General features: G+C 39.0%; 13 protein-coding genes and 4 tRNA genes. 14 read left to right on the top strand and 3 right to left on the bottom strand.

The window, feature by feature from the left end; translation table 11 throughout:
• Positions 1-5 precede the first annotated feature (5 nt).
• The gene (locus tag CLW00_RS14530; RefSeq protein WP_106134420.1) at positions 6-836 is read left to right on the top strand and encodes a purine-nucleoside phosphorylase; all 831 of its coding nucleotides are present in this window, start codon (positions 6-8) and stop codon (positions 834-836) included.
• A 159-nt stretch (positions 837-995) separates the two neighbouring features.
• On the opposite strand, the gene frr is transcribed toward CLW00_RS14530, so the two are convergent.
• The 3 genes from frr to CLW00_RS14515 form a co-directional block, all read right to left on the bottom strand.
• On the bottom strand, positions 996-1,556 hold the full coding sequence (frr, locus tag CLW00_RS14525) for a ribosome recycling factor (protein ID WP_106134419.1): 561 nt from the start codon (positions 1,554-1,556) through the stop codon (positions 996-998).
• 17 nt (positions 1,557-1,573) lie between these two features.
• Positions 1,574-2,284, bottom strand: coding sequence for a UMP kinase (gene pyrH / locus CLW00_RS14520; RefSeq protein ID WP_106134418.1), 711 nt, complete (start codon positions 2,282-2,284; stop codon positions 1,574-1,576).
• A 99-nt stretch (positions 2,285-2,383) separates the two neighbouring features.
• Positions 2,384-2,878, bottom strand: coding sequence for an acyl-CoA carboxylase biotin carboxyl carrier protein subunit (locus CLW00_RS14515; RefSeq protein WP_106134417.1), 495 nt, complete (start codon positions 2,876-2,878; stop codon positions 2,384-2,386).
• 46 nt (positions 2,879-2,924) lie between these two features.
• Between CLW00_RS14515 and CLW00_RS14510 the strand changes: the two genes are divergently transcribed.
• The 13 genes from CLW00_RS14510 to rpoB all read left to right on the top strand — a co-directional run bounded on the left by CLW00_RS14510 (position 2,925) and on the right by rpoB (position 14,357).
• Positions 2,925-5,516: a M1 family metallopeptidase gene (locus tag CLW00_RS14510; RefSeq protein WP_106134416.1), complete on the top strand. Its 2,592-nt coding sequence runs from the start codon at positions 2,925-2,927 to the stop codon at positions 5,514-5,516.
• A gap of 159 nt (positions 5,517-5,675) precedes the next feature.
• Positions 5,676-5,758, top strand: a tRNA-Tyr gene (locus tag CLW00_RS14505).
• Between the two features lie 49 nt (positions 5,759-5,807).
• Positions 5,808-5,880, top strand: a tRNA-Gly gene (locus tag CLW00_RS14500).
• 30 nt (positions 5,881-5,910) lie between these two features.
• Positions 5,911-5,982: transfer RNA gene (locus tag CLW00_RS14495), tRNA-Thr, on the top strand.
• 59 nt (positions 5,983-6,041) lie between these two features.
• On the top strand, positions 6,042-7,229 hold the full coding sequence (tuf, locus tag CLW00_RS14490) for an elongation factor Tu (protein ID WP_106134415.1): 1,188 nt from the start codon (positions 6,042-6,044) through the stop codon (positions 7,227-7,229).
• A gap of 117 nt (positions 7,230-7,346) precedes the next feature.
• A tRNA-Trp gene (locus CLW00_RS14485) sits at positions 7,347-7,417 on the top strand.
• Positions 7,418-7,434: 17 nt separating this feature from the next.
• On the top strand, positions 7,435-7,623 hold the full coding sequence (secE, locus tag CLW00_RS14480) for a preprotein translocase subunit SecE (protein WP_106134414.1): 189 nt from the start codon (positions 7,435-7,437) through the stop codon (positions 7,621-7,623).
• 18 nt (positions 7,624-7,641) lie between these two features.
• Positions 7,642-8,199, top strand: coding sequence for a transcription termination/antitermination protein NusG (gene nusG, locus CLW00_RS14475; RefSeq protein ID WP_106134413.1), 558 nt, complete (start codon positions 7,642-7,644; stop codon positions 8,197-8,199).
• Positions 8,200-8,202: 3 nt separating this feature from the next.
• The gene (gene rplK / locus CLW00_RS14470) at positions 8,203-8,646 is read left to right on the top strand and encodes a 50S ribosomal protein L11 (protein ID WP_009034228.1); all 444 of its coding nucleotides are present in this window, start codon (positions 8,203-8,205) and stop codon (positions 8,644-8,646) included.
• Between the two features lie 12 nt (positions 8,647-8,658).
• Positions 8,659-9,357: a 50S ribosomal protein L1 gene (rplA, locus tag CLW00_RS14465; RefSeq protein ID WP_106134412.1), complete on the top strand. Its 699-nt coding sequence runs from the start codon at positions 8,659-8,661 to the stop codon at positions 9,355-9,357.
• Between the two features lie 2 nt (positions 9,358-9,359).
• The gene (gene rplJ, locus CLW00_RS14460) at positions 9,360-9,896 is read left to right on the top strand and encodes a 50S ribosomal protein L10 (RefSeq protein ID WP_106134411.1); all 537 of its coding nucleotides are present in this window, start codon (positions 9,360-9,362) and stop codon (positions 9,894-9,896) included.
• A 48-nt stretch (positions 9,897-9,944) separates the two neighbouring features.
• Positions 9,945-10,325, top strand: coding sequence for a 50S ribosomal protein L7/L12 (rplL, locus tag CLW00_RS14455; RefSeq protein WP_106134410.1), 381 nt, complete (start codon positions 9,945-9,947; stop codon positions 10,323-10,325).
• 156 nt (positions 10,326-10,481) lie between these two features.
• Positions 10,482-14,357 carry a DNA-directed RNA polymerase subunit beta gene (rpoB, locus tag CLW00_RS14450; RefSeq protein WP_106134409.1) on the top strand — a complete coding sequence of 1,292 codons (3,876 nt, stop codon included), beginning with the start codon at positions 10,482-10,484 and terminating at the stop codon, positions 14,355-14,357.
• Positions 14,358-14,400: the final 43 nt, after the last annotated feature.

Here is a 14,400-nt window from a genome sequence, read left to right as displayed (position 1 = left end):
GCGAAATGCAACAAACAAATATTTCCTATACCAAGAGGTTTAAGGCTGCCAGAGACTTTCTTTTTCAGCGCACAGAAGAAAGAGCGGATTTGGTTATAATACTCGGGTCGGGTTTGGGTAGACTGCTGGATGAAGTAGAGGTGATCAAAAGCTTCCCATACGCTGACATCCCATTTTTCCCAATCTCCACAGTAGAAGGCCATTCTGGTGAATTGGTTTTGGGGAGGTTTGAGGAAAGACTTGTTTGGTTTATGAATGGCCGCTTTCATTTCTATGAGGGCTACGATATGGATGAAGTGGTTTTTCCTTTAAGAGTATTGAATGGATTAGGTGTAAAAAACCTAGTTGTAACCAATGCTGCTGGAGGACTCAATCCTGACTTTAATGCAGGAGATTTGATGTTGATTCAAGATATTATCAATCTATTCCCGGGCAATCCACTAAGAGGTCAAAATCATGATGAACTCGGTCCGAGATTTCCGGATATGTCAGAGCCTTTGGATCTTGAATGGAGTAAAAAGGCGAAACAACATGCGCTAAGGCTGAAAATTGAACTGAGAGAAGGTGTATATGCCGGTGTGCCTGGTCCAAAGTTGGAATCAAAAGCTGAGGTTAAATACCTGAGAATCCTTGGAGCTGATGCGGTAGGAATGAGTACAGTGCCAGAAATCATCGCTGCACATCATATGAGTATGAGTATTTTGGCTATCTCGGTTATTACCAACGAAAGCATTCCAGAAGTAGCCAAAGAGTTCACCCATAATGAAGTAGTAAAAGTGGCTAATTTAGCCGGTGAAAAGTTGGTCAGTTTGTTGAAGGGGGTAATATGGCAATAGTACTCAAGACTTCAAGTTCACACTTTATTCTCTCATCCAAAAATAGCATATGATGTCATGAGAATTATAACGCCAAAAAACTCAATTATGACTCTTTTGAATAAAAAAAACCGGTTTAAAAGCCGGTTTTTAAATTATAGTATTCAATATTTTTTTTCATCAAACTGTCATGATTTCAGCTTCTTTCTTCACTAAAAGTTCATCAGTTTTGACGGAATATTGGTCCGTAAGTTTTTGAACCGTGTCTTCTGCTCTTTTTACTTCATCTTCAGATGCGCCATCTTTCAACAGCTTTCTGAGTGATTCATTAGTGTCTTTTCTGATAGTTCTTATAGAAATTTTCCCACCTTCACATTCTTGTTTGGCTTGTTTTACCAAATTCTTTCTCCTTTCCTCTGTCAATGGTGGGATGGTCAAAATGATGATTTCACCATTGTTTTGAGGGGCTAATCCGAGATCAGAATTGATGATAGCTTTTTCTATTTCACTGATAAGGTTTTTCTCCCAAGGTTTGACTGTTAAAGTCCTTGCGTCTGGAGTAGTAACTGAAGCTACCTGTTGCAAAGGAGTCGGAGCACCATAATATGAGACCATGATGCCATCCAAAAGGTTAGGCATAGCTTTTCCAGCCCTGATTTTGACTAATTCTGCTGCAGTGTGGTCCACCGCCTTTTGCATGAGTGTTTTTGCTTCTTCCAGGTAAAGTTGAATCTCTTCCATGTCTTTTTAATTCTGGATTAGTTTGTAGTAATTAATGTTCCAATATCTTCACCGGCAATAATTCTCTCTAGGTTACCGGGTTTGTTCATGTCGAAAACCACAATTGGAAGGCTGTTTTCCTGACAAAGGGTAAACGCCGTCATGTCCATTATGTTGAGGTTTTTTTGGTAAGCTTCCTGAAAAGAAAGTGTACTGTATTTGGTTGCCGACTTATCTTTTTCGGGGTCTGCGGTGTATACACCGTCTACTCTTGTTCCCTTCAAAACCACATCAGCTTCAATTTCAATAGCCCTTAAGCTTGCAGTAGAATCTGTTGTAAAATAAGGGTTTCCAATGCCAGCACCAAAAATCACGATTCTTCCTTTTTCAAGGTGCCTTATGGCTCTTCTTCGGATAAAGGGCTCACATACGCTTTCTACTTTTATTCCTGACATCAGTCTGGTGTACATTCCCCCTTGTTCAAGAGCGCTCTGCAGCGCCATAGCATTGATCAATGTTGCAAGCATGCCCATATAGTCACCTTGCACCCTGTCTATGCCGGTTTTTTCAGCCTGAACACCTCTGAAAATATTTCCACCTCCGATTACTATAGCGACTTCAACGCCGAGGTCTTTTACTTTTTTGATTTCGTTGGCATATTGCTCCAGCCTATTGCTATCAATCCCGTAATTTTTTTCTCCCATAAGGGCTTCTCCACTCAGCTTCAGTAAGATCCTATTGTATTTCATTGTAATTCTTTGGTATTAAGGAAGGGAATATTTTTAATTAAAATATTTTAAATCTGACAAATATAAAGCCTTATGGTAGAAAACTAAATAAGGTAGGGTTTAAAATTGGATCAATACTTGATTTTTCTCTACGCTCTGTCCCTTTTTGATTTTTATCGATTGAACAGTTCCATCACCTGGAGATTTTAAAATATTCTCCATTTTCATAGCTTCTAATATGAGCACGGGATCTCCTTTTTTTACTTCATCTCCTACATTTACTTTGATATCAAAAATCAATCCCGGCATTGGCGCTTTGATATCTTTTGCTGCACTTGAGGTCGCCATGTTCATGCCGAGCTTTTCCAGCAAAATGTCAAACTTATCCTTGAGTTTAACTTCGCAAGGTTTGTTGTTTAGCTTTAAAACCACTGTTTTAGAAGCTTCATCCACACTTACCAATTCAAGGTTGAAGGAGTTTTTCTGATAAATGACATTGTAATGGTTTTCTCTGATCTGGGAAATGTCCCAATTAAGAATAGTGTCACCGATTTTGATCGAATCTTTTGACTTTTCGACCTCAAAAACTGAATTATTGATGCTTACTGAATACATTTCGTTTATTTTGCGCGTAATATACGATTAATCTTAAAACCATTTTATGAGATTTGATAAATACAAACCCATATTGGTCTTCATATTCTTACTTGTTTGGTCTTGTCAGTCCAATAGGGTAGCGATTGAAAATAGTGATACCACATCAACTCAAACAGGCGACGCTTCCACTTCTGAGGAATTGGAAAATAAACAAACTGTAAGGAGACTTGAAACTGAAATTTCTCAATATAGAGCTGCTAACCAACGGGTTTTTGACCTTTTACACACTTCTTTAGACCTCAATTTTGATTATGAAAATGAATGGGTATTAGGAGAAGCTATACTTACACTTAAGCCTTACTTTTTTCCTCAGAAGACCTTAACACTTGACGCCAAAGATTTTGAAATTCACAATATTTCTTTAATTGAAAAAAATGAACAAAGGGAGCTTAATTTTAGGTATGATACCAAACAAGTGACTGTATACCTTCCTGAGGAAGTCACTTCCATAGATACTATTCAAGTTAAAATTAAGTATACCGCCATGCCGAATGAAAATTCAGGAACTGGCAGTGCGGCCATTACCGACCGCAAAGGGTTATATTTTATAAATGCTGACGGACAAGAAGATAAGCCTATACAAATTTGGACTCAGGGAGAGACGGAGCACAATTCAAAATGGTTCCCCACCTTTGATACGCCCAATGAAAGGGCTACACAAGACATTAAATTGACGATAAAGGATAATTTCCGAACCATTAGTAATGGGCGGATGATAGCCTCTTCAAAAAACAGCGACGGTACTAGAACAGATCATTGGGAAATGGATTTGCCGCACGCACCATATTTAGCGGCTGTAGTGGTTGGGGAATTCGTGGAAATAGAAGATTCCTGGGAAGATATACAAGTTAATTATTATGTAGAGGAGAAATACGCGGAAGGTGCAAAGACAGTATTTAAAAATACACCTGAGATGATCGGATTTTTTTCCGATTTGTTGGGGGTAAGGTACCCATGGCAAAAATATGATCAGGTAGTTGTCAGGGATTTTGTTTCCGGAGCGATGGAGAATACCACTATTTCTGTATTTATGGAGGAACTCAACCTTGATGAAAGGGCTGCTATAGATTCAGAGTGGGATGGGATTATTGCTCATGAGCTATTCCATCAATGGTTTGGCAATTATGTAACCAACGAGTCCTGGTCTAACTTGACACTCAATGAAGCTTTTGCCAATTATTCTGAATACCTGTGGTATGATTATAAAGAAGGAAGGGATGAGGCGGACTTACATCATGTGTCGGAAATGGAGCAATATTTGGCCGAATCGGCAAAAAAGCAAGTTGATTTGATCAGATTCTATTATGAAGATCCGGAGGACATGTTTGATAGCCATTCTTATGCCAAAGGTGGAAGAATTCTACATATGCTTAGGAATTACTTAGGAGATGAAGCTTTTTTTCAGTCCCTCAAATATTATTTGACCAAGCATGCTTTTCAGAGTGTTGAAGTGCACGATCTAAGGTTAGCTTTTGAGGAAGTTACAGGGATGGACCTTAATTGGTTTTTCAATCAATGGTTTTTGGATTCGGGGCACCCAGTGTTGGATTATGAAGTTGATTATTCACAGCCTGAAAGTTTACTGCTCACGGTTGCGCAAAGGCAGGATTTCGAAACTACACCATTGTATAAGTTGCCCTTTAAAGTAAGTTGGTATTCAGATGGAAAAAGAGAAGAGAGAGAATTTATCCTTGAAAAGGAATGGCAACAATTTGCCATAGGAAATGAATCGCCGGTGACAGACCTTTATTTTGATGAAGCGAAAGTCCTGTTGGCTGAAAAAAGATCTTACCGTGGATACGAGCACTTTCTAAGACTATTTAAGAATTCAGCATTAGGCGTGGCCAGGTATGAGGCATTAGATAGTCTGAGTACGGCTTATTCTGATATGCCTGAAGTAGTAGAAGTGGTTGATTTGGCCTTAAAAGATTCTTTTTGGGCAATTAGGGAAATGGCATTGATGAACATTGCTCAAAATCCACAATGGCTTGAGAATATTCCCGATGTGGAAGAAAAACTGTTTCGGATTGCCGAAAATGACCCGAAAAACACGGTAAGACTTGGTGCTATTGAACTTTTGGGGCAACTCGACGGTGAGAAATACTCTCCGGCATTTTTGAGGTGGATGAATGACCCTTCGTATTACGTAGCTGGTACAGCTTTGCAGGGGTATCTGGAAAATGAAAACAATTCCAATAGAGAAGAAATAGCAGTGAGATTTGAGTCTACAGAAAATATCCGTGTACTTGTTGCATTGGCAGATTACTTCATCAGCGAAGAGAAAAATGAAAAAGCTGACTGGTTTCATGAAAAGCTCAAAATGCTTACAGGTCAATCCCTATATTATTTCATAGGATACTATGGAGATTATTTCACAAAGTTAGGAGATGGGGATAAGGGCATTGCCATAGACAATTTGGAAGGCTTAGCTTCAAAACATAGAGCTTCCTACGTTAGAATTGCTGCATTTATGGGCTTATTTGGCTTTATTGATGATATTGGAGTAGTAGAACGGGTCAAAACTATCTATGAAGGAGAGGAAGATGAAATGGTGAAGGAGTATATGGAATTTTTCTTATCTCCGTACTTGGAATAAAATTAAGCTGTTGATTTTGTTAGTGTTAAACAACTTGTCACAAAATTACCAGTAAAAAAATTACCAATATTTTGAATGTTTACGAAAAGGGTATAATTTTGCCATCCGTTAAGACATCTAAAAGTTTTACAAAGCCAGATTATTAGCGATATATCAGTTGGGGGAATACCAAAGCGGCCAACTGGGACGGACTGTAAATCCGTTGACTTATGTCTTCACAGGTTCGAATCCTGTTTCCCCCACAAAATTGAAATGCAAAAATTTTCATTACTTTTGTGTTCAGTTTTATAAGCGGGAGTAGCTCAGTTGGTAGAGCGGCAGCCTTCCAAGCTGCAGGTCGCGGGTTCGAGCCTCGTCTCCCGCTCTATGCTTTTATAAGCATATGGTGTTAACAGCCGACGTAGCTCAGGGGTAGAGTGCTTCCTTGGTAAGGAAGAGGTCACGGGTTCAAATCCCGTCGTTGGCTCAGAAACATTGAAAAATAAACAAATTTATATCTTTAACTAAAACAGAGGATTTTCACGCATGGCAAAAGCAACCTTTGACCGTTCCAAACCGCACGTTAATATCGGTACGATTGGTCACGTAGACCATGGAAAGACAACTTTGACTGCTGCCATTACCACAGTTTTGGCGAAAAAAGGTCTTTCTGAATTAAGAGATTTTTCTTCAATTGACAACGCTCCTGAAGAAAAAGAAAGAGGGATTACCATTAACACTTCTCACGTAGAATACCAAACTGAAAAGAGACACTACGCTCACGTAGATTGTCCAGGTCACGCGGATTACGTGAAGAACATGGTAACTGGTGCTGCCCAAATGGATGGCGCTATCCTTGTAGTAGCTGCAACTGATGGACCGATGCCTCAAACTAGAGAGCACATCCTTCTTGCACGTCAGGTAGGTGTACCTGCACTTGTAGTATTTTTGAATAAAGTTGACATGGTCGATGACCCTGAGCTTCTTGAGTTGGTAGAGATGGAAGTAAGAGAATTGCTTTCTTTCTATGAATTCGACGGTGACAATATTCCAGTTATTTCAGGTTCTGCACTTGGTGCATTGAACGGTGAAGAGAAGTGGGTTGATACTGTAATGGAATTGATGGGTGCTGTTGATGATCACATTCCAATTCCAGAGCGTCTTGTTGACAAAGACTTCTTGATGCCTGTAGAAGACGTATTCTCCATTACTGGACGTGGTACTGTTGCTACTGGTAGAATTGAAAGAGGTGTAATCAACTCAGGTGATCCTGTTGATATCATTGGTATGGGAGCTCAAGGCCTTAAGTCTACTGTGACTGGTGTTGAAATGTTCCGTAAGATCCTTGACAGAGGTGAAGCAGGTGATAACGTAGGTCTATTGCTTAGAGGTATTGAGAAATCTCAAATCAAGAGAGGTATGATTATCTGTAAGCCAGGTTCTGTGAAGCCACACGCTCACTTTAAGGCTGAAGTTTACGTTCTTTCTAAAGAAGAAGGTGGACGTCATACTCCATTCTTCAACAAATACCGTCCACAGTTCTACCTTAGAACCACTGACGTAACAGGCGAGATCAAACTTCCTGAAAATGTTGAAATGGTAATGCCAGGTGATAACGTAACTATTGAAGTGAACTTGTTGAATGCAGTTGCTTTGGAAAAGGGTCTACGTTTCGCTATCAGAGAAGGTGGTAGAACAGTAGGTGCTGGTCAGGTAACTGAAATTCTAGACTAAGAATTCAAATTAATTATAAATTCCAAATGCGATCTTGAATTATTTTTCGGGATCGCATTTGTTTCTTGTTCCAATTGTAACTACTTTTGCGTTCCCTTTTGGGGAACCAAATATTCTACGGGCATAGTTCAATGGTAGAATAGCGGTCTCCAAAACCGTTGATGGGAGTTCGAATCTCTCTGCCCGTGCAAAATGATAGTAGACCATGAATATTAAAAATTTTGTTGTAGAGTCCATAGACGAAATGAAGAATAAGGTGACTTGGCCTTCATATTCGTTTTTACAAAACAGTGCAGTATTGGTAATAGTAGCTTCTATTATTTTTGCACTCGTTATAGGTGTTATTGACTTAGGATTCGAAAATTTAATGAAGTGGTTCTACGATTTATTCTAATCTGAATAGAAATTACTGATGGCTGAACATAAGTGGTATGTACTTAGGGTGGTAGCAGGTCAGGAGAAGAAAGCCAAGACTTACTTGGACAATGAAATTCTCCGACAAAAACTTGAGGATTATATTCCTGATGTTTTGATACCTTCCGAGAAAGTTTACGAAATGCGTAATGGTAAAAAGCGTGTACGGGAGAGGAATTTCTTCCCTGGTTACGTTTTGATCAATGCCGACTTATCATATGGTGAAGCAAATCACGTAATTACAAGTATTCCGGGAGTAATAGGTTTCTTAGGGTCAAACCAAGGGGGGGCTTCCAAAACCCCTGAGCCATTACGTCAATCAGAAGTCAACAGGATCTTAGGTCGTGTTGAAGAGATTGATGAGTTTGCAGAGAAACTGGATACACCATTTATAGTTGGAGAGACCGTAAAAGTAATGGACGGTCCTTTCAGTGGATTCTCGGGAACAATAGAAGAGGTGTTTGAAGACAAGAAGAAATTGAATGTTATGGTCAAGATCTTCGGTCGAAATACACCTGTCGAATTAAACTTTATACAAGTAGAAAAACAAGACTAGGAAATGGCTAAGGAAATCACTGGTTATGTGAAATTACAGGTGAAAGGTGGCCAGGCAAATCCATCACCTCCAGTAGGTCCGGCCCTTGGTTCCAAGGGTTTGAACATCATGGAGTTCTGTAAGCAGTTTAATGCCCGTACCCAAGATAAAATGGGTCAGGTATTGCCTGTTTTGATTACTGTTTTCTCTGACAAATCTTTTGAATTCGTAGTAAAAACTCCTCCAGCTGCAAATATGCTGATCGAGGCTGCGAAAATCAAAGGAGGATCGGCAGAACCAAACAGGAAAAAAGTAGGATCAGTTACTTGGGATCAAGTAAAAGAAATTGCTGAGGTGAAAATGCCTGACTTAAACGCTTTCAAAGTAGAATCTGCCATGAAAATGATTGCAGGTACTGCTAGAAGTATGGGTATCACTGTTTCTGGTAAAGCCCCCTGGGAGGATTAATTTAAAAAAACTATGGCTAAGTTAACAAAAAAGCAAAAAGAAGCTCTTTCTAAGTACGACCCAAGCCAGCAGTACTCCCTAGAGGACGCTTCTTCCATCGTAAAGGATATTACCAATGCCAAATTTGATGCTTCTGTAGATCTAGATATCCGTTTGGGTGTAGATCCTAGAAAAGCTGATCAAATGGTAAGAGGTGTGGTTGCATTACCACACGGAACTGGTAGAGATGTCAAAGTACTTGTACTTTGTACTCCTGACAAGGAAGAGGAAGCTAGAGAAGCTGGTGCAGATTATGTAGGTCTGGATGACTACATAGCCAAAATAGAAGGTGGATGGACTGACATTGATGTCATCATCACAATGCCTAACGTTATGGCGAAAGTAGGTAGATTAGGTAGGGTATTAGGACCAAGAGGTCTTATGCCAAATCCAAAATCCGGAACGGTTACCTTAGAAGTAGGTAAGGCTGTTAAAGAAGTAAAAGCTGGTAAAATCGACTTTAAAGTAGATAAGTTCGGTATCGTACACGCTAGTATAGGTAGAGTGTCTTTTGGTCCTGATAAAATTCAGGAAAATGCAAAAGAACTTATCAATACAATTTACAAGCTGAAGCCAGTCTCTTCTAAAGGAACTTATTTCAAGAGCATACACTTGTCAAGTACTATGTCTCCTGGCATCAAAATAGATAAAGGAAGTATTCAAGGAATTTAATCATGACTAGAGAAGAAAAATTAGAAATAATCGAAGGTCTTACCGAGAAATTCAAAGAGAACCCTTATTTCTATATAACAGATGCATCGGGTTTCAATGTAGCGCAGGTAAATGCCTTCAGAAGAACTTGCTTTGATAGAGGTGTTGAGTACAAAGTGTACAAGAACACGCTTATTAAAAAAGCTCTAGAGAACTTAGATGGTGATTTTGAAGAGCTTTCTTCAAACGCCCTAAAAGGATTTTCTGGAATTATATTTTCAAAAGAAGTAGGTAATCTACCTGCTAAAGTTCTTTTGGACTTCAGAAAGAAAATAGGAAAAAAAGAAACAAGACCTGTCTTCAAGGGTGCTTCCATTGACGCTGATGTGTTCGTGGGTGAAAATCAATTAGAGATGCTCTCTAACTTGAAATCTAAGCAAGAACTTGTAGGAGACGTAATCATGCTTCTTCAATCTCCAGCGAAAAATCTTATTTCTGCACTTCAGAGTGGACAGAATACTATTGCTGGACTTGTTCAGACTCTTTCTGAAAAAGAATAATCATAATCAAATCATTAAGTAAAAATCAACAATTTAAATATTAATAAAATGGCAGATCTTAATCAACTTGCTGAGCAGTTAGTAAACTTGACTGTAAAAGAAGTAAAAGAATTGGCTGATATATTGAAGGATAACTACGGAATCGAGCCAGCTGCTGCTGCAGTAGCTGTTGCTGGTCCAGGTGCTGGCGGTGCTGGTGCTGCCGAAGTTGAAGAAAAAACTTCATTCGACGTTGTCTTGAAAGCAGCTGGTGGTCAGAAATTGGCTGTAGTTAAGCTTGTTAAAGAATTAACAGGTCTTGGCTTGAAAGAAGCTAAAGAATTGGTTGACAGTGCTCCAAAGGCAGTGAAAGAAGGTATCGCAAAAGACGAAGCTGAAGGCTTGAAAAAGTCTCTGGAAGAAGCTGGTGCTGAAGTAGAGATCAAGTAATTTGAATAACCTTTCCTTTTAGGATAAGGTTATGAGCTTAGACCTGACTATAATAAGTCAGGTCTTTTCCTGTTTGTGCACAGAATTAAAATTGCACTATTCTAAGCGAAACTTGTCGCTTTCTATTATTAATTTTCACTAAAAACATATACTGCCTTGGCTATCCAGAATCAAACCGTAAGGAAAAGTTTCTCATCTATTAAGGTAGTCAAAGACTATCCGGATTTCTTAGATATCCAACTTCAATCTTTCAAAGACTTTTTTCAACTTGATACTCCTGCTGAAAGAAGAAGACAAGATGGTCTTTTCAAGGTGTTCTCTGAAAATTTCCCAATCTCAGATTCTAGGGAAAATTTCACCCTTGAGTTTATTGACTACACTGTAGATCCGCCTAAATATAGCGTTGGAGAATCCATCGACAGAGGTCTTACTTATTCTGTCCCTCTTAAAGCTAAACTTCGTTTGCTTTGTCACGATGAAGATAATGAGGATTTTGAAACTATTGAACAGGAAGTTTTCTTAGGAAATCTACCTTATATGACTGAAAAAGGATCATTTGTAATAAATGGTGCTGAACGTGTCATCGTGTCTCAACTGCATAGGTCTCCGGGTGTATTTTTTGCGCAAAGTAAGCATACCAATGGTACCAAGCTTTATTCTGCTAGAATTATTCCTTTCAAAGGAAGCTGGATAGAATTTGCTACCGATATTAATAATGTCATGTATGCATACATTGACAGAAAGAAAAAATTCCCGGTAACAACCTTATTGAGGGCTATTGGTTATGGTTCGGATAAGCAGATATTGGATTTATTTGGTCTTTCTGAAGAAATTGATGCTACTAAAAGCAACCTTAAAAAGGTCATCGGAAGAAAATTGGCAGCCCGTGTTTTGAAAACTTGGGTAGAAGACTTTGTGGATGAGGATACTGGTGAGGTTGTTTCCATCGATAGAAATGAAGTGCTTCTGGAAAGAGATTCTATTCTTACCGAAGAGGATATGGAAATGATCTTGGATTCAGGTTCAAAATCTATTATTCTTCATAGGGAAGATGTGAACGTGGCAGATTTTTCAATTATCTACAATACGCTTCAAAAAGATAATTCTAACTCTGAAAAAGAAGCTGTTGAAGTTATTTATAGACAGTTAAGAAATACTGAAGCTCCAGATGAATCAACTGCAAGGGAAGTAATCCATGGATTGTTTTTCTCTGACAAAAGATATGATTTAGGGGAAGTAGGTAGATATAGAATTAATAAAAAATTAGGTCTTGATATTGATTCTGATAAGATTGTATTAACTACTGAAGATATTATCAATATCGTAAAGTATCTGATAGGACTTATCAACTCCAAAGCTGTAGTCGATGATATTGATCACTTGAGCAACAGAAGAGTTAGAACAGTAGGTGAGCAACTTTACAGTCAGTTCGGTGTAGGTCTTGCGAGAATGGCAAGAACCATCAGAGAAAGAATGAATGTAAGAGATAACGAAGATTTCAAGCCTGTTGATTTGATCAATGCAAGGACTTTGTCTTCCGTCATCAATTCATTCTTTGGAACGAATCAACTTTCTCAATTTATGGATCAAACCAACCCTCTTGCGGAATTGACGCACAAAAGAAGGTTGTCTGCTTTAGGTCCAGGTGGTCTTTCTAGAGAAAGAGCTGGTTTTGAGGTTCGTGATGTTCACTATACTCACTATGGTAGGTTGTGTACTATTGAAACACCTGAGGGACCAAACATTGGATTGATTTCCTCTCTTTGTGTACACTCAAAAGTAAACTCCATGGGCTTCCTTGAGACTCCTTACAGAAAAGTAAAGGATGGGAAGGTAAGTATGAGTGAAGAGGATATTGTATTCTTGACTGCTGAGGAAGAAGACGACAATTACATTGCACAGGCAAATGCACCTTTGGATAGCAAAGGTAACTTCATAAATGAAAAGGTTAAAGCTAGATTTGAAGGTGACTTCCCCGTGTTGGAGCCTAATGAAATTAGCTATATGGATATTGCACCAAACCAAATTGTTTCTGTTGCTGCATCTTTGATTCCATTCTTGGAACATGATGATGCTAACAGGGCTTTGATGGGATCAAACATGCAGCGTCAAGCTGTTCCGTTGTTGAAAGCAGAATCTCCAATAGTAGGTACTGGACTTGAAGGGAAAGCTGCCAGGGACAGTAGGTCACTCGTTTTAGCTGAGGCTGATGGTGTAATTGACTATGTGGATGCAACCAAAATCACCGTTAAATACGATTTATCTGACGATGAATTATTGGTTAACTTCAGTGATCAATATAAAACATATGACCTAATTAAATTTAGAAGGACCAACCAAGATACTACTATCAACCTTACCCCTTTGGTGTTGAAAGGTGAGAAAGTAACAAAAGGTCAGGTTCTAGTAGAAGGATATTCAACCAATAGAGGTGAATTGGCACTTGGGAAAAACCTTAAGGTTGCCTATATGCCTTGGCAGGGATATAACTTTGAGGATGCAATTGTAATTTCTGAGAGGGTAGTACGAGAAGATGTATTTACTTCTATACACATAGAAGAATTTCAGTTAGAAGTGAGAGACACCAAAAGAGGTGAAGAAGAGCTTACATCTGAAATTCCTAACGTTTCGGAAGAAGCAGTTAAAAACCTTGATGAAAATGGTATCATAAGAATTGGTGCTGAAGTAAAAGAAGGTGATATTATCATTGGTAAGATCACTCCGAAAGGTGAAACAGATCCTACTCCTGAAGAGAAGCTTTTAAGAGCGATTTTTGGAGATAAGGCAGGAGATGTAAAAGATGCTTCTTTGAAAGCTTCTCCATCTTTAAATGGTGTTGTGATCGAAACCAAACTGTTCTCTAGGCCTAAAAAGGACAAAGATTTAAGAGCTAAATCAAAAGCTGAAGTTGAAAAGCTTAAAGGTCAGTACGCGAAAGATCTTTTGGGTATAAGAGCTAAAATGATCAACAAGTTGATTTCATTATTGGATGGTAAAACATCACAAGGTGTCAAACATAAATTTGGCGATGAAATCATAAGTAAAGGGATGAAGTTTAATGCGAAGAACATTGAGCAAAATTTATTCCCTGCTAAGAATCCATATAGAGACGAGTCAAATTACAATGTCCCTGAAGAGGCAAACCTGATTTCAGATATCATTTTGGATGATTGGAGTGAAGACGCTTACACCAATGAGTTGATTCAAAAGCTTGTTAAGAATTACGTGAATTCCAGAAATGAAATTTCAGGTAAGTTCAAGAGAGAGAAGTTCACCTTAGAAGTAGGAGATGAACTTCCAGCTGGAATTGTTCAATTGGCAAAAGTTTACATAGCCAAGAAGAGAAAGCTTAAAGTAGGTGATAAAATGGCGGGCCGTCACGGAAACAAAGGTATTGTAGCTCGTATCGTAAGAGATGAGGATATGCCATTCTTGGAAGATGGAACACCAATGGATATCGTGTTGAACCCTCTAGGTGTACCTTCTAGGATGAACATTGGCCAGATCTATGAGACTGTTTTGGCTTGGGCTGGGTTGAAGCTTGATAAAAAGTATGCTACACCAATCTTTGATGGGGCTACTATGGAAGAGGTTTCTGCAGAGCTTGATAAAGCTGGTTTGCCGGCATATGGCAGGACCTATCTTTATGATGGACTCACAGGTAAGAAGTTTGATCAGCCGGTAACAGTAGGTATTACCTATATGTTGAAGCTAGGTCACTTGGTAGATGATAAGATGCACGCAAGGTCTATTGGTCCATATTCATTGATTACTCAGCAGCCATTGGGTGGTAAAGCACAATTTGGTGGACAGAGATTTGGTGAGATGGAGGTATGGGCATTGGAAGCATTCGGTGCGTCTCATGTTCTTCAGGAAATACTTACTGTAAAATCTGATGACGTGGTGGGTAGAGCTAAAGCGTACGAAGCTATTGTGAAAGGAGAGAACCTTCCGAAACCAAATATTCCGGAATCTTTCAACGTACTCGTTCACGAGCTGAGAGGCTTGGCACTTGAAATTACCCTTGATTAATTTAAATTAAATGGGCCGAAAGGCCCTTCACATACTCTTCGAC

The sequence above is a fragment of the Mongoliibacter ruber genome (genome assembly GCF_003003005.1).
GTDB classification, from domain to species: Bacteria; Bacteroidota; Bacteroidia; order Cytophagales; family Cyclobacteriaceae; genus Mongoliibacter; species Mongoliibacter ruber.
Note: the sequence above shows the minus strand (reverse complement) of the source record. Positions and strands in the feature narration are given on the sequence as shown.

Coding starts and splice junctions, on each gene's coding strand:
- CLW00_RS14515 (WP_106134417.1), bottom strand. CDS start 2,878: ATGTATTCAGTAAGCATCAATAATTCAGTTTTTGAGGTCGAAAAGTCA.
- pyrH (WP_106134418.1), bottom strand. CDS start 2,284: ATGAAATACAATAGGATCTTACTGAAGCTGAGTGGAGAAGCCCTTATG.
- tuf (WP_106134415.1), top strand. CDS start 6,042: ATGGCAAAAGCAACCTTTGACCGTTCCAAACCGCACGTTAATATCGGT.
- rplK (WP_009034228.1), top strand. CDS start 8,203: ATGGCTAAGGAAATCACTGGTTATGTGAAATTACAGGTGAAAGGTGGC.
- secE (WP_106134414.1), top strand. CDS start 7,435: ATGAATATTAAAAATTTTGTTGTAGAGTCCATAGACGAAATGAAGAAT.
- rplA (WP_106134412.1), top strand. CDS start 8,659: ATGGCTAAGTTAACAAAAAAGCAAAAAGAAGCTCTTTCTAAGTACGAC.
- frr (WP_106134419.1), bottom strand. CDS start 1,556: ATGGAAGAGATTCAACTTTACCTGGAAGAAGCAAAAACACTCATGCAA.
- nusG (WP_106134413.1), top strand. CDS start 7,642: ATGGCTGAACATAAGTGGTATGTACTTAGGGTGGTAGCAGGTCAGGAG.
- rplJ (WP_106134411.1), top strand. CDS start 9,360: ATGACTAGAGAAGAAAAATTAGAAATAATCGAAGGTCTTACCGAGAAA.
- CLW00_RS14530 (WP_106134420.1), top strand. CDS start 6: ATGCAACAAACAAATATTTCCTATACCAAGAGGTTTAAGGCTGCCAGA.
- rplL (WP_106134410.1), top strand. CDS start 9,945: ATGGCAGATCTTAATCAACTTGCTGAGCAGTTAGTAAACTTGACTGTA.
- CLW00_RS14510 (WP_106134416.1), top strand. CDS start 2,925: ATGAGATTTGATAAATACAAACCCATATTGGTCTTCATATTCTTACTT.